Annotated in this window: 8 protein-coding genes and 2 pseudogenes; 9 read left to right on the top strand and 1 reads right to left on the bottom strand. The window is 71.5% G+C overall.

The window, feature by feature from the left end:
- Window positions 1–210 precede the first annotated feature (210 nt).
- From IMZ11_RS00730 to IMZ11_RS00720, 4 genes and pseudogenes are all read left to right on the top strand, one after another.
- Window positions 211–3,510 carry an AfsR/SARP family transcriptional regulator gene (locus IMZ11_RS00730; RefSeq protein WP_228636765.1) on the top strand — a complete coding sequence of 1,100 codons (3,300 nt, stop codon included), beginning with the start codon at window positions 211–213 and terminating at the stop codon, window positions 3,508–3,510.
- 84 nt (window positions 3,511–3,594) lie between these two features.
- Window positions 3,595–4,419 carry an MBL fold metallo-hydrolase gene (locus tag IMZ11_RS00725; protein WP_228636764.1) on the top strand — a complete coding sequence of 275 codons (825 nt, stop codon included), beginning with the start codon at window positions 3,595–3,597 and terminating at the stop codon, window positions 4,417–4,419.
- Between the two features lie 67 nt (window positions 4,420–4,486).
- Window positions 4,487–4,573 (top strand): annotated as a pseudogene (locus IMZ11_RS46580) (SAM-dependent methyltransferase); the annotation flags it as partial.
- 25 nt (window positions 4,574–4,598) lie between these two features.
- Window positions 4,599–4,934, top strand: a pseudogene (locus tag IMZ11_RS00720) (SAM-dependent methyltransferase); the annotation flags it as partial.
- Between the two features lie 51 nt (window positions 4,935–4,985).
- Here the strand turns inward: IMZ11_RS00720 and IMZ11_RS00715 are convergent.
- Window positions 4,986–6,170: a CdaR family transcriptional regulator gene (locus tag IMZ11_RS00715; protein WP_228636763.1), complete on the bottom strand. Its 1,185-nt coding sequence runs from the start codon at window positions 6,168–6,170 to the stop codon at window positions 4,986–4,988.
- A gap of 115 nt (window positions 6,171–6,285) precedes the next feature.
- Between IMZ11_RS00715 and IMZ11_RS00710 the strand changes: the two genes are divergently transcribed.
- The 5 genes from IMZ11_RS00710 to treZ all read left to right on the top strand — a co-directional run bounded on the left by IMZ11_RS00710 (window position 6,286) and on the right by treZ (window position 15,129).
- Window positions 6,286–7,560 (top strand): MFS transporter, encoded by a 1,275-nt coding sequence (locus IMZ11_RS00710; RefSeq protein ID WP_228636762.1) that lies wholly within the window; start codon window positions 6,286–6,288, stop codon window positions 7,558–7,560.
- Window positions 7,557–8,804: an alkyl sulfatase dimerization domain-containing protein gene (locus tag IMZ11_RS00705; protein ID WP_228636761.1), complete on the top strand. Its 1,248-nt coding sequence runs from the start codon at window positions 7,557–7,559 to the stop codon at window positions 8,802–8,804. The genes IMZ11_RS00710 and IMZ11_RS00705 overlap by 4 nt, the downstream gene beginning before the upstream one ends.
- An 83-nt stretch (window positions 8,805–8,887) precedes the next feature.
- Window positions 8,888–11,002 carry a glycogen debranching protein GlgX gene (gene glgX / locus IMZ11_RS00700; RefSeq protein WP_228636760.1) on the top strand — a complete coding sequence of 705 codons (2,115 nt, stop codon included), beginning with the start codon at window positions 8,888–8,890 and terminating at the stop codon, window positions 11,000–11,002.
- Between the two features lie 161 nt (window positions 11,003–11,163).
- Window positions 11,164–13,386 carry a malto-oligosyltrehalose synthase gene (treY, locus tag IMZ11_RS00695; protein ID WP_228636759.1) on the top strand — a complete coding sequence of 741 codons (2,223 nt, stop codon included), beginning with the start codon at window positions 11,164–11,166 and terminating at the stop codon, window positions 13,384–13,386.
- A 39-nt stretch (window positions 13,387–13,425) separates the two neighbouring features.
- The gene (treZ, locus tag IMZ11_RS00690; protein ID WP_228636758.1) at window positions 13,426–15,129 is read left to right on the top strand and encodes a malto-oligosyltrehalose trehalohydrolase; all 1,704 of its coding nucleotides are present in this window, start codon (window positions 13,426–13,428) and stop codon (window positions 15,127–15,129) included.
- The last annotated feature ends 19 nt before the right edge of the window (window positions 15,130–15,148 follow it).

Below are 15,148 nucleotides of genomic sequence, written 5' to 3'. Positions count from 1 at the left end.
GGCTTGACCATCACCCGACCGCTCCGCCGTCACGGGCCCGGCCATCACTCGCTTGGTCGCCGTCACGGGCCCGGCCGTCACCCGACCACCGGCCCGCCACCGTCCACCGGGTCTGTCGCCTGCCACCGTCCACTCACCGGCCGCCCGGTGCCGCGAGATCCGGCGATATCTGGATAAGGTCGGGCGCAGTACGACCAGGGGAGTGACTGAGTGGAGTTCCGGCTGCTCGGCCCGGTGTCCGTTATCGGGGACGACGGGATGGTTCTCGACACGGGCCCGTCCCAGCAGCGGGCCGTGCTCGCACTCTGCATGCTGGCCGCACCCCGGCCGGTCAGCGTCGCCGGGATCATCGGCGCGCTGTGGCCCGAGGAGCCGCCTCCGCGGGCTGTCAACACGGTCCAGGCGTACATCTCCAAGCTGCGCCGTGTCTTCGAACCCGGCCGTCCGCGCAGAGACAGCCCGTCCGTGCTGGTCAGCAGGCCGGGCGGATACGCGCTCGCCATGCCCGACGGCGCGTACGACCTGGGCAGGGCCAAGGAGCGGATCGCCACGGGACGGCGGCTGCTCGGCACGGGCGAGTACGCCGAGGGAGCCGGAGAGCTGCGGCGCGCGCTCGCCGAATGGCGCGGTGCCCCTCTCTCCGGCTTCGAGGAAGAACCCTGGGCGCGAGACGACATCACCCATCTGACGGAGCTCAGGCTCACGGTCATCGAGGACGCGTCCGAGGCCGAACTCGTTCTCGGCATGGGGCCGGAACTCGCGCCGGGACTGGCCCGGCTGCTGCTCGACCAACCACTGCGCGAACGGCTGCGCAGAATCACGGCGCACGCCCTCTATCAGGCGGGACGGCAGGTGGACGCGCTCGCCCTGCTCGCCGACGGGCGCCGGATGCTCGTCGACGAGCTCGGTCTCGACCCCGACCCCCGCTCGCGGGAACTGGAACGGCGGATCCTCTCGCAGGATCCCGCGCTCATGCCGGACCCTGCGGCGACGCGGGGCCCCACGCTCATCCCGGATTCCACGTCCGTCGCTCCGGCGATCGACGCGACACGGCCGGGTGCGAACGGCTCGGCGGAGCAGGTGGCGGGGACGGATTCCGGCACCGCGCGCACCGGGGCCGTGCCGCCGACGCGGCTGATCGGGCGGGCGGCAGAGGCGGACGTGCTGCGCCGGGCCATCACCTCCGGCGGTCACCGGATCGTCCTCATCGCGGGAGAGCCGGGCATCGGCAAGACCAGCCTCGCCGAGGACGCCGCGCGACACGCCCGCACGGTCGTCTTCGGGCGCTGCTGGGACGGCACCGGCGCCCCGCCGTACTGGCCGTGGGCGCAGGCCGTACGGGAGCTGACCGGCAGGAGCGGAGAGCTGGCCGAGATCACCGGAGCGACCGGCGAGTTCGCCTTGTACGAGGCGTTCGCCCGGCTGGTCGGCGGCCACGGGGCGGTGCTGATCGTCCTTGACGACCTTCAGTGGGCCGACGCCTCGTCGCTTCGCCTGCTGGAGTTCCTCGCCGCCACCCGGTCGTGCCCGGAACTGACCGTGGTGGCCACCTATCGTGACACCGAGGTGGCGGAGCCGCTGGCCAGAGCCCTGTCCACCCTCGTACGGCTTCCGCATGTCGAACGCGTCACCCTCGGGGGCCTGCGGGAGGACGCCATCGCCGAATACCTCGAACGCGCCGGAGCCGACGCGGGCAGGGCCGCAGACGTGGCCAGGAAGACCGGCGGCAACCCCTTCTTCCTGGGCGAGGTGGTCCATCTCGGCGAGGACGCGCCGGGTGCGATCGCTGACGTGCTGCGCGGCAGGATGGCGGCGATGCCGCCGGGCACACCCGAAGTGCTCTCCGCCGCGGCGCTGCTGGGCCGTGAGGCCGAGGTCGGGGTCCTGCTCGACGTGGTCGACACGCCCCACGACCAGGTGCTCGACGTGCTGGACGCGGCCGTCCAGGCGCGCCTGCTGACCGAACGCGGGCTGGTCTACCGCTTCGCCCACGACATCGTCCGCGATGTGCTCAGGGACGGGCTCGCGCCGCTTCGCCGCCGGCGCCTGCACGCCCGCGTGGCCGCCGTGCTCGAACGGCGGGGCACCCACCTGGCGGAGCTCGCGCACCACTACCGGGAGGGCCTGGTCATCGCCGGGATGGCGGGCAAGGCCATCGAGTACGCACGTCAGGCGGCGGCGCACGCCACGGCCCAGTTCGCGTACGAGGACGCCGCCGAGCAGCTGAGCCACGCCGTCCTGCTGACCGGGCAGTTGCCGGTCACCGATCTCGCGCTGAAGTGCGACCTGCTGCTCGACCTGGCCGAGGCGCAGTCGGCGGCCGGAATGAGCATCCGGGTACGCGCCTCCCTGGACGAGGCCGCCGAGATCGCCGAGTCGCTGGGCGACGACGAGCGGCTGGCCCGCGCCGTGCTCGGCTTCTCCGATCCGCTGGCCTGGGCGATGTACGAGGAGTGGGTGGCGGGAGACGCGCTCGCCGGGCGTATCGAGAGGGCCCTGCGCGCGCATGCCGGGGCGGACTCGCCGTGGCGCCCCCAGCTTCTCGCCGCCGCCGCCGTGACCGGCTCCTTCACCCGGCCGGTCGGGGACAGCGTCGCGCTCGCGGCGGAGGCCGTACGGGAGGCCAGGGACAGGGGCGACGACCGGTCCCTCCTGCGCGGGCTCAGCGCGTACGAGATCCTGTCGCGGGGCGTCGCCACGCACGCCGATCGGCAGGCGGTCGTCGACGAGATGGCGGAGGTGGCCCGGCGGACGGGTGACCTCGTCTCCGAATGGCTCGCTCGGGAGGCCGACTACTACGAGCTGGTCAAACAGGGTGAGTCGGAGACGGCGGAGCCGCTTCTCGCATGGCTGCGCGAGACCGCCAGGCGGATCCGCCAGCCGGCGCTGCTCAGCCTGGCCGCGTGGCTCGCCGCCATCCGCGCGTACATGCGGGGCGATCTGGACGAGGCACTCGCCGAGGCGGAGGAGTCGGCCCGTGTCCATCCCGAGGGTGCCCTGGGCAGGGACGACGCGGCGGTACGCGAGCAGGTGTTCCGCTGCCTCGTGCTCCGCGTACGGGGTGAGGCGGGGCGGGCGCTCGCCCTTTCCGAGGAGATGCTGGCCATCCGGCCGGGCCAGGCGGGGTGGATGGTCCTGCGATGTGCCGCACTGCTGGACGTCGGCAGGCGTGCCGAGGCCGCCGGTGTCCTCGCGGACCTGTCGCGTGCCGATTTCGCCGCCATCGAGGGCGACCTCGCCTACCGGTTCATCCCCGACCTGTTGAGCGAGGCGTGTCTGGAGCTGGGGGACGCCGCCGCCTCCCGGGCGCTTTACCGGCGGCTCGCTCCGAGCGGAGGGCGCCTGCTCGGCTGGTCGGTGGCCGACCTGTGCCTCGGCAGGTTGGCGCTCGGACTGGGCGACGACGAGGCCGCCTCCCGGCACCTGCGGGCCGCGCTCGACCTCGTCGCCAGGTCGGGGGCCGTGCTCTACGAGGCCCCCGTACGCGAACTCCTCGCCCGGGTGGGCTGACGCCCGCCCGCCCGGGTGGGCTGACGCGCGGCCGAGCAAGCGCGCGCCAAGGTGTGGACAAGACCATCCGGCGACCCTGTCGTCATGACAGGAAAAAGCGACGGATACCCGGAGACGCGGCCGGTGCCGAAGGACGTCCCCGCCCACCGATCGGATGAGTCCCGCCCGGAAGTCCTGCTCGGGCCGCGCCGGGTGGCTCCGGACGTCGTGCTCATCCCATGCATCGACCAGGCCGGAGCGGGGTTCCGCCACACCAACTCGATGGTGATCACGGGCCGTGAGCCGGTCATCGTGGACACCGGCGCTCCGATCCACCGCGACCGGTGGCTCCGGGACGTGTTCTCCGTCGTCGAACCGGAGGACGTCCGGTGGATCTTCATCAGCCACGGAGACGCCGATCACGTGGGCAACCTCCTCACGACCTTGGACCTGTGCCCGGCGGCCACGCTGGTCACCGGAACCGAGACCGGCCTGCGGCTGCGGCACTCGTTCGAGCCGCCCCCGTGCCGTACGCGGTGGATCGCCGACGGCGGGTCGTTCGACGCGGGGGACCGGACGCTCACCGCCGTACGGCCTCCGCTGTACGACGCCCCGGGGACGTACGGGCTCTATGACGACCGCAGCGGGGTCTACTGGGCCGCCGACTGCTTCGGCGCGCCGGTCCCGAGCGTCACCACGGACGCGGAGGACCTTCCGTTGACCCGCTATCTGGAGTCGGTGCGGGCGTTCGGCGGCGGCATGAGTCCCTGGCACGCGTGGCTCGATCCCCGGAAGTTCGGGCCGTCCGTGGACGTGGTCGCGGCGCTCGACATCACCGCCATCACGACCGCGCACGGCCCGACCGTCACGGGATCGCGCATCCCCCAGGTGATCGACGCCGTCCGCGCCCTCGCCGGGTCCGGCGCCTGAGACGAACCGCGCGGCCGGACATCCCGCGCGGGTCGGCGGCCCGACCAGGCGAGGAGCAGGTGGACACGTGACAGGCACCGACGGCATCGACGCGACCCGGCCCAGCCCGGCTCGCATGTACGACTACTTCCTGGGCGGCGGGAACAACTTCGAGATCGACCGGCACGGTCGCGGTCCTCCTCGTCGCCGTCCTCCACTTCGTCTCCGACGAGGACGACCCCCGGGCGCTCGTGGCCCGCCTGATGGACGGCCTGCCGTCCGGCAGCCACCTGGTCCTCTCCCACGTGACCCGGGACGGGATCCATCCCGAGCTGTGGGAACGCGTCCAGGCCACCAACCCGAAGATGGCCGTGCCGCTCCAGTTCCGTACGGGGGAGGAGATCGCGACGTTCTTCGACGGCCTCGACCTGGTCGCGCCCGGCATGGTCGACTGCCGTGCCTGGAGTCCGGGCGTGGCCGTTCCGTTCGAGGCGGACGCGCTGCGCACCTGGTGTGCCGTCGCGGTCAAACCCTGACGACGCCTGGCGAGACGCCCTCTCGTCTCGGCGGAAGCGCCCAAGGGAGCATCACGGATCCGCGAGGGCGGCGGTGTTGAGTCTGCGGGCGGTCAGTGCGGCGCCGATCAACATGACGCCCCGCGAGGTACGGGGATCGGCGCCGATCAGGGTGCTGACCCTGGCCAGGCGGTTGTCCACGGTGTTGGGGTGGACGCCGAGCGCGCGGGCCGTGGCGCGCCGGTCGAAGTCGGCGGCGAAGTAGGCGTCGAGGGTTCCGACCAGCGAGGGTTCCAGGACGTCGAGCAACCCCGCCAACTCGGTCCCGCTGTCGCCCGGAGCGCCCAGGTGATAGTCGAGCAGCACGTCGCGGAGTCCGTACACGCCACTGGGCCGCCCACCCGCGCGGGCCACCTCGGCGATCCTGCTCGCCCGGCGGGCCGCGCCGGGGATCTCCGCGATGTCCCCGGCGACGGCCATCCCCGTGTGGACCGGGGCGACGGCGTCCACGAGGCGGCGGGACAGCCGGGAGGCCGGTACGGCGATTCGCAGCGGGAGCAGCGCGTGCCCGCCGTCGGTGTCGAGCGAGCTGAGCACCGGTTCGTCGGCGAGCCGGTCGAGCGTCGCCTGGATCGCCCGCACGCGGCGGCGTCCCCCCGGTCCCGGAGAGGGATCACCGAGCGCGAAGGCGAGCACGTGGTAACCGGGTTCGAGCACCACTCCGTGCCGGGCGGCCACGTCGCCCGCCGGTCGGCCGGAGAGCAGCGTCCTGGCGACGGCCCGCAGCGCCTCACCGCGTTCGGCCAGCATGACCTCGCTCAGATACGCCTCACTGGCCGCGGTGGTCGCCCGCTCCAGCGCCGTGAGGATCAGCTCGCCGAGCCGGTGCAGCCCGGCGTCCTCCCCGGGGCGCGTGGCCGCGCAGAGAGCCCGCCACAGTGCCCGGTGGGCGACCATGTATCCGCTGAGCAGGTACGCCAGCGGCACGCCGTCGCCGACCCGCTGCGCGGCGCGCTCCCGGAACAGGCGCATGTCGGCGTCGGTGACGGCCTCTCCTCGTGCCATGCGCAGGAAGAGCCGGAGTCCGTGCCGGGTGGTCGAGGCGATCTCCAGTTCCTTGATCGCGTCAGGGAGTGTGGCGAGCCCGGGCACGACCGCCTCCTGCTCGGCGACGATCTGCCGGGTGAGCCGGTTCACCTGTGTCGCGCAGCGGGCCGCTATCCGGGCGGCGAGGAGCGAGGGGTCGTCCTGTTCCATTTCACGGATTGTGACATGTCATAGTTCGGCGTCCACAGGGCTGGGGCTCCGGTCGATTGTGCGCATCGGCGGCCCGGCCGCACAGTGAGATCACCCTTCATCCCGGAGTGTGTCGATGACCACGATCACGGAACCCGATGTTCCGGTCGCCGCCCGGCGGCGTGCCTGGGGCGTCGTCACGATGTTGCTGCTGTTCATGATGGTGAACTTCATGGACAAGGCGGTGCTCGGCCTGGCCGGCGAGGCGATCACAACCGAGCTCGGTCTCACCTCCACCGAGTTCGGCGCCGTGGGCAGCGCCTTCTATCTGCTGTTCAGCCTCTCCGGGATCGTCGTCGGCGGGTTGACGACCCGGTTCGACTCCACCTGGATCCTGGTCGCGATGATGGCGGGCTGGTGCCTGTCACAGTTCCCGCTGCTGTTCCCCGCGGCCGGGTTCGGGACGCTGGTGGTCACCCGGGTCGTCCTCGGCGCGGCCGAGGGACCGGCCTACGCCGTCGCCAACCACGCCGCCTTCACGTGGTTCCCCGACAGGATGCGGAACCTTCCCAGCAGTGTGCTCACGCTCGGCTCGGGTATGGGCGTCGCGCTGGGCGCGCCCCTCCTCATCTTCATCATCACGAACTACGGCTGGCGCTGGGCGTTCGGCTTCACCGCCCTGGCCGGGCTCGGCTGGCTCCCGTTCTGGCTGCGCCGCGGCGGCGAAGGCCCGTACGGCGCGCGGAGCGAGACGGCGCCGGCCGAGGGGCGCGTGCCGTACCGGAGGCTGTTCTGCAGCGGGACCGTGCTGGGCGGCGTGGCGGCCAGCTTCGCCGTCTACTGGACGCTCGCACTGGCGCTCACCTGGTTCCCGCAGTATCTCCAGAAGGTCAGGGGATACAGCCTCGCCCAGGTCGGGCCGCTCTCGATCGTCTGGCACGTCGCCGGGTTCGTGGTCATCGTCGTCGTCGGCGTGCTCACCCAGCGGCTGCTGGCGCGCGGGGTCTCCACCCGGATGGCCCGAGGGGTGGTCGGCGGCGTCGCCGTGGTCGTGGCCGGGGCGGCGATGACGACGCTGCCCCACGTCGGCGATCCGGCGACCCACCTGGTGCTGCTCACCGTCGCCGCGTCCTTCGGCTATGTCATCTTCCCGCTGGCCACCGCGGTCGCCGCCGAGATCGCCCCGGCCGCCCAGCGCGGCGCGGTCCTCGGCACCGTCACCGCGGTCGCCACCGTGGCCGGCGTGCTGGCACCGGTGGTCACCGGGGCATTGGTACAGCGAGCGGCGGATCCGGCCGAGGGGTACGGCACGGCGTTGACCGTCGCCGGACTGCTCATGCTGGGGGGAGGCGCGCTGGCCGCGCTGGCCATCCGCCCTGAGCTGGACAAGGAAAGGCTGGCTTCCCGATGAACATCACCGAGTACGCCGACACCGTCTGGCGGGGCGATGTCCCCGACAGCATCGTGCACACCGGACTCGCCGGGCAGGGCTTCGTCGAGGTCGCCGAGGGGGTCGGCTTCCGAGGGGGCTTCGGCAACACGATCGCGCTGCGCGAGGGCGGGGAGGTGACGCTGTTCGACACCGGCAACCCGTACGACGCGGAGCGGCTGCACGCCGAACTGCGGGCGTGGACCGGCGAGCCGGTGACGACCGCGATCTACTCGCACGGGCACATCGACCACGTCTCCGGCGTGGGCCCGTTCGACGCGGAGGCCGACGCGGCGGGGCGGCCCAGGCCCACGGTGGTGGGGCACGAGGCGATCCCCGCCCGCTTCGAGCGTTACGTCCTCACCAACGGCTACAACGCCGTCATCAACCAGCGGCAGTTCCAGGCTCCGGACCTGACCTGGCCGACGGAGTACCGCTACCCCGACGTGACGTACCGCGACGAGCTGACGGTCGGGCCCGTCGAGCTCTTCCACGCCAAGGGCGAGACCGACGACGCGAGCGTCGGGTGGGTGCCGTCGCGGCGCATCCTGCTTCCCGGCGACCTGTTCATCTGGGTGAGCCCCAACTGCGGCAATCCCCAGAAGGCGCAGCGCTACCCACGTGAGTGGGCCGTCGCGCTGCGCCGGATGGCCGCACTCGGCGCGGAGACCATGCTGCCGAGCCACGGCGCCCCGATCTTCGGCGCCGACCGGGTCGAGCAGGCGCTGACCGAGACGGCGGAATGGCTGGAGGCCATCGTCGGACGTTCCCTGGAGCTGCTCAACGAGGGGGCCAGGCTGGACGACATCGTCCGGGCCGTACGGCCTCCGGCGCGGCTGGCGGACCGGCCCTACCTTCGGCCGCACTACGACGAGCCGGAGTTCGTGGTGCGCAACATCTGGCGGTTGTACGGCGGCTGGTACGACGGCAACCCCGCCCACCTGAAGCCCGCGCCCGACGCCGTGCTCGCCGCAGCCGTGGCCGAGCTGGCGGGAGGCGCGGAGCGACTGTGCGACGCCGCGCTCAGGGCGCTGGCCGACGGCGACGAGCGGCTGGCGGGGCACCTCGCGGAGATGGCCGTGCAGGCCGCGCCGGGCGACCCCGGAGCACACCGCGTGCGCGCCCGGGTGTTCGCCGCGCGGGCCGCGTCGGAGGTGTCCCTGATGGCGAAGGGTGTGTTCACCTGGGCCGCCGAGGAGTCACGGAAGGCCGCCGGAGGCGCCTGACGGGGGAAGGGGCAAATCAAGGACACGTGTCTTTAACACGGCGGAACTGTCAAAGTCGGCCGAGGGTGGGAACGATGGCGTGAGTGAACGACCGCAGGGACATTTGGCCGGGTGACCCCTATCCGCTGGGGGCCACGTACGACGGTGCGGGCACGAACTTCGCACTCTTCACCGAGGTCGCGGACAGCGTCGAACTCTGCCTGTTCGACGAGGAGGACGCCGAGGAGCGGGTGCTCCTCACCGAGGTCGAGGGGTTCGTGTGGCACTGCTACCTGCCGGGCGTCGGCCCCGGGCAGCGGTACGGCTACCGCGTGCACGGGCCGTACGAGCCCGCCAGGGGGCAGCGGTGCAACCCGGCCAAGCTGCTGATCGATCCCTACGCGAAGGCGGTGGACGGCGCCGTCCGCTGGGACCAGTCGGTGTACGGCTATCGCTTCGGCGAGCCGGACAGCCGCGACGACAGCGACTCGGCGGCGTACATGCCGCGGGCCGTCGTGACGAACCCGTTCTTCGGGTGGGGACACGACCGGCCCCCGGCCACGCCGTACCACGACACGGTGATCTACGAGGCGCACGTGCGCGGTCTGACGATCGACCATCCGCGGATCCCCGAGCGGATCAGGGGGACCTACGCCGCGCTCGGTCACCCCGAGATCATCGACCATCTGACCGGGCTCGGGGTGACCGCGATCGAGCTGATGCCGGTCCACCAGTTCGTCACCGACCACGTGCTGGAGAAACGCGGCCTGAGCAACTACTGGGGCTACAACACCATCGGGTTCTTCGCGCCCCACAACGAGTACTCCAGCTCGGGCCAGCGCGGCGAGCAGGTGCTGGAGTTCAAGGCGATGGTGAAGGCCCTGCACGAGGCCGACATAGAGGTGATCCTCGACGTGGTCTACAACCACACCGCCGAGGGCAGCCATCTCGGGCCGACCCTGTCGATGCGGGGCATCGACAACGCCAACTACTACCGGCTGGTGGAGGACCACCCCGCCTACTACATGGACACCACGGGCACCGGAAACAGCCTGCTCATGCGGAGCCCGCACGCGTTGCAGCTCATCATGGACTCCCTGCGCTACTGGGTGAGCGACATGCACGTGGACGGCTTCCGCTTCGACCTCGCCTCCTCGCTCGCTCGGGAACTGCACGCGGTGGACCGGCTGAGCGTCTTCTTCGACCTCGTCCAGCAGGACCCCGTCCTCTCGCAGGTCAAGCTCATCGCCGAGCCGTGGGACGTCGGGCCGGGCGGCTACCAGGTGGGCAACTTCCCGGCCAGATGGACCGAGTGGAACGGCCGCTACCGCGACACGATCCGCGACCTGTGGCGGGGCGAGCCGGCCGCGCTGCCCGAGTTCGCCTCACGGCTGACCGGGTCGAGCGACCTCTACCAGGACGACAGCCGCCGCCCGGCCGCCTCGATCAACTTCGTCACCTGCCACGACGGGTTCACCCTCCAGGACCTGGTGTCGTACAACGTCAAGCACAACGAGGCCAACGGCGAGGACGGCAGGGACGGCGCGGACGACAACCGGTCGTGGAACTGCGGGGTCGAGGGGCCGGCGAGCGGGCCCGTCGCGCAGCTCAGGGAACGGCAGAAGCGCAACCTCCTCACCACGCTGTTCCTCTCCCAGGGCGTGCCGATGTTGTCCCACGGCGACGAGATGGGCCGGACCCAGGGCGGCAACAACAACGCCTACTGCCAGGACAACGAGACGAGCTGGGTCGACTGGTCGGACACCCGGGAGAACCGGCTGCTCCTGGACTTCACCCGGAAGCTCTCCCGCCTGCGTCGCGACCATCCCGTCTTCCGGCGCCGCCGTTTCTTCTACGGCAGACCCGAGCGCGGTTCGCACGACGAGCTGAGCGACATCGCCTGGCTGACCCCGTCCGGCACGGAGATGACGGACCAGGACTGGCGGAACGGTTACGCCCGTGCGCTCGCGGTCTTCCTCAACGGCGACGCCATCACCGAGCCGGACCGGCGTGGCAGGAGGATCACCGACGACTCCTTCCTGCTGCTGTTCAACGCCCACCATGACGTCATCAGGTTCACCATCCCGACCGGTTACGGCGAGATGTGGACGACCGCGCTCGACACGGCGCGGCCGGTCACGACGGACTCGCGCGTCTGCCGGGCCGGCGAGGAGGTGCCGGTATCCGGCCGTTCTGTCCGGGTTCTGCGCCGTGCCTAGAGAGACGATCTGGCGGTGATGTGTTCGCGCCGTCACTATGAGACGGAAACCGAAGGAGTGTTCCACGGGTCTTCGCCGTGGCCCCGTCCGGCGACCGCGGCGGGCCGAGAGGGTCCGCGGAACACGATCCAGCGCCGGAAGATCCGCCGAAGGGTGGTGCCGTGATCTCGACCTACCGAGTGCAACTGACCCCCGATCTCGGGTTCGCGGACGTGGCCGAGCTGACCGGCTACTTCCGGGAGCTCGGAGTCGGGGCCGTCTACCTCTCGCCGATCCTGCAAGCCGTGCCGGAGTCCGGGCACGGATACGACGTCACCGACCACACCGCCGTGCGGGCCGAGTTCGGCGGGCTTCCCGCCCTGCGCGACCTGGCGGCGCGGGGCCTCCCGCTGGTCGCCGACGTCGTGCCGAACCACATGACCGTGCCGGTGCCCGAGTCGCGGAACGCCCCGCTGTGGGCGGCGCTCAGGGACGGCCCGGCCTCGCCGTACGCGCGCTGGTTCGACGTGGAGTGGCCCGTCGCGCTGCCGGTGCTCGGCGACGAGACCGGCGACGGGAACGGCGGCCTCTCCGTGGACGGGAGCGTGTTGCGCTGTCACGAGCACGAGTTCCCGATCAGACCGGGCACGGAGCGTCTCCCGCTGCCCGAGTTGCTCGCGGCCCAGCACTACCGGCTGGTCAGCTGGCGCGACAGCCCCGGGTACCGGCGGTTCTTCGACGTCTCGTCGCTGATCGGGCTGCGGGTGGAGGACCCCGAGGTCTACGACGCCACCCACGCCGTGATCCTCTCCCTGCTCGACCAGGGGGTGCTCCAGGGGCTCAGGGTGGATCACCCCGACGGGCTGGCGGATCCACGCGGCTACCTCAAGCGGTTGCGTCCCCGCGTCCCCGGACCGCTGTGGGTCGAGAAGATCCTGATCGACGGCGAGCGGCTGCCGGAGAACTGGCGGTGCGACGGCACGACCGGGTACGACGCGCTCAACATGGTGACCCGCCTGTTCGTCGACCCGGCGTCCGAGGACCAGCTGGTCAAGACGTTCGCCCGCCACACCGGTGTCATCGAGGACTACGAGACGGTACGCCGCGAGGCGAAGCGGCACGTCATCGACCTGTTCTTCCGCGGCGAGGTCGACCGGCTCGTCGGCGCCATGACCGGCCGCGTCGAGGAGAGCGGGCTGCGCGAGGCGGTGGTCGAGCTGCTCACCGCGATGCCGGTCTACCGCGCGTACGTCGATCCGGGCGAGCCTCCGTCCACCGAGTCGATCCGCGTCGTCCGGCGCGCGGCGCGGGAGGCGGCGCGCCACACCGATCCGGGTCCGGTCGCCAGGGCCGCCGACCTCGTCCTGTACGGCCCCGCCGAGGCGGTGACGCGGTTCCAGCAGACCTGCGGCCCGGTGATGGCGAAGGGGGTCGAGGACACGGCCCTCTACCGGTGGTATCCCCTGGCCGCGTTGAACGAGGTGGGCGGGGAGCCGGACCGGTTCGGCGTGCCCGTCGGAGAGTTCCACGAGTTCTGCGCGATCCTGCCGCCCCGGACCATGACCACCCTGTCCACGCATGACACGAAACGCTCCGAGGACGTACGCGCCCGGCTGGCGGTGCTGTCCGAGATGCCCGACGAGTGGGCGCTGGCCGTGGACTCCTGGGCGGCCGAGGTGTCCTTCGACCCACGGCTCGACTATCTGGGCTGGCAGACGTTGATGGCGTCCTGGCCGATCACCCCAGAACGTTTCACGAAATATCTGCTCAAAGCGGCACGAGAGGCGAAGACCGCGATCTCCTGGCAGAACCGCGAACCCGGATACGAGAGCGGCATCCGGCGGTTCGCCCAGGAGGCGATCGGCGTCTGCGGCGAATCGGTCGCCGCGTTCACGGCGGTCGTGGACAGGTACGCCCGGGTCAACTCCCTCGGCCAGAAGGCCGTCCAGCTGTTGATGCCGGGCATCCCCGACGTCTACCAGGGCAACGAGATCACCGACTTCTCCCTGGTCGACCCGGACAACCGGCGGCCGGTCGACTTCCGGGCGCGGCGGGCGCTGCTGGCCGAGATCCTGACCCCCGGCACTCGCCCCGATACGTGGGACGGCCAGAAGCTGCTCGTCACCACCACCGCCCTGCGGCTCAGGAGACGGCTCGACCCGGAGGCGTCGTACACGCCGGTGGAGGCGGGTGAGCACGCGGTCGCGTTCTCGCGCGGGGACGAGGCGCTGGTGGTGGCGACCCGCCTGCCGGTGGCGCTCGAACGGCGCGGCGGCTGGGGGAGCGAGACGCTCATGCTCCCTCCGGGACGGTGGCGCGATCTGCTGACCGGATGGGAATACACCGGACGCGTCCCGATGGGGCATCTCCTGTCCCGTTATCCGGTCGCGATACTCGGGCGGTGAAGTGTGCACGGCGACACCAATCACGACGACGGGAGTGGCATGTTCGAGGTCTGGGCACCCGAGGCGGAACGTGTAGAGGTCGAGTCGGGGGGCGCCAGGCGGGACATGAGGGCGGGAGCCGGCGGCTGGTGGCACGCCGCCGGAGCGGAACACGGCGCCGACTACGCCTTCCACGTCGACGGCGAGGGCCCGTTCCCCGACCCGCGGACGCGGCGCCAGCCGTACGGCGTGGAGGGGCCGAGCCGCGTCTACGACCATGACAGGTTCACCTGGGGCGACCAGGAATGGCGCGGCCGTGACCTGCGCGGATCGGTCATCTACGAGCTGCACGTCGGCACGTTCACCCCGGAGGGCACCTTCGCCGCCGCCGCGGAGCGGCTGCGCCACCTGGTCGATCTCGGTGCCGACTTCGTCGAGCTGATGCCGGTGGCCCCGGTCCCGGGGCGGCGCAACTGGGGGTACGACGGCGTCGACCTCTACGCGGTCAACGAGGAGTACGGCGGTCCCGACGGCCTGAAGGACTTCGTGGACGCGTGCCACCGGGCCGGGATCGGCGTGATCCTCGACGTCGTCTACAACCACCTGGGTCCGTCGGGGAACTACCTCGCGAAGTTCGGGCCGTACCTGCACGGATTCAAGGGCTCCTACTGGGGCGACGCGATCAACCTGGACGGCCCCGGATCCGACGAGGTCCGGCGCTACTTCATCGGCAACGCGTTGCAGTGGCTGCGCGACTACCACATCGACGGCCTGCGGCTCGACGCCGTGCACGCGCTGCACGACCGGCGCGCCGTGCACTTCCTGGAGGAGTTGTCGGGCGAGGTGGAGGCGCTGTCCACCAACCTCGGCCGCCCGCTCACGCTGATCGCCGAGTCCGACCTGAACGATCCGCGCATGGTCACCTCGCGCGAGGCGGGCGGGCTCGGTATGCACGCGGCCTGGAACGACGACGTCCACCACGCCATCCACGCGGCGGTGACGGGGGAGCGGCACGCCTACTACGCGGACTTCGCGCCGCTGTCCGCGCTGGCCAAGGTGCTCACATCCGGATATTTCCACGACGGCAGCTATTCGTCGTTCCGCGGGCGCAGCCATGGCAGGCCGGCGAACGGCGTCCCCGGCTACCGGTTCGTCTGCTGCGTCCAGAACCACGACCAGATCGGCAACCGGCCCCTCGGCGACCGGATGGAGCCCGAGCAGCTCTGGATCGCCGCCGGCCTGCTGCTGACCTCGCCGTTCACGCCCATGCTGTTCATGGGAGAGGAGTGGGGGGCGGGGACGCCCTTCTACTTCTTCACCGACCATTACGACCCGGTGCTGGCCGGCGGTGAGGCTGAGCGGCGCAGGCGCGAGTTCGAGGGGTTCGGTTACGACTGGAAGGCCCCCGACCCGCAGGAGGAGTCCACGTTCCTGCGCTCCAAGCTCGACTGGAGCGAGATCTTCGACGACGGCTCGATGTCGCTGCTCGGCTGGTACCGCGACCTCATCGCGCTGCGCAAGACGCACCCCGACCTCGCCGACCCCCGCCTCGACCGGGTCCGGGTCCGCTTCGACGAGCAGCGGCACTACCTGGTGATGGAACGCGGCTCGCTCCATGTGGTGGCCAACTTCGGCGCCTTCCCCATTCCCGTACGGCTGTCGCCGGGCGCGAAACGGGTGCTGCTCGCCTCCGACGAGGCGGTGCGGGCCATGGACGGCGACCTCTATCTTCCCGCCCAGTCCCTCGCCATCGCCCAGGTCTGAGGAGCCGTCCGCGCGCTGT

This window comes from Microtetraspora sp. AC03309 (assembly GCF_020826795.1).
Taxonomy (GTDB): domain Bacteria; phylum Actinomycetota; class Actinomycetes; order Streptosporangiales; family Streptosporangiaceae; genus Microtetraspora; species Microtetraspora glauca.
Note: the sequence above shows the minus strand (reverse complement) of the source record. Positions and strands in the feature narration are given on the sequence as shown.

Bases quoted from the DNA above. Each gene is read 5' to 3' on its own strand.
- IMZ11_RS00725 (WP_228636764.1), top strand. From the start codon at position 3,595: ATGACAGGAAAAAGCGACGGATACCCGGAGACGCGGCCGGTGCCGAAG.
- IMZ11_RS00715 (WP_228636763.1), bottom strand. From the start codon at position 6,170: ATGGAACAGGACGACCCCTCGCTCCTCGCCGCCCGGATAGCGGCCCGC.
- IMZ11_RS00710 (WP_228636762.1), top strand. From the start codon at position 6,286: ATGACCACGATCACGGAACCCGATGTTCCGGTCGCCGCCCGGCGGCGT.
- IMZ11_RS00705 (WP_228636761.1), top strand. From the start codon at position 7,557: ATGAACATCACCGAGTACGCCGACACCGTCTGGCGGGGCGATGTCCCC.
- treZ (WP_228636758.1), top strand. From the start codon at position 13,426: ATGTTCGAGGTCTGGGCACCCGAGGCGGAACGTGTAGAGGTCGAGTCG.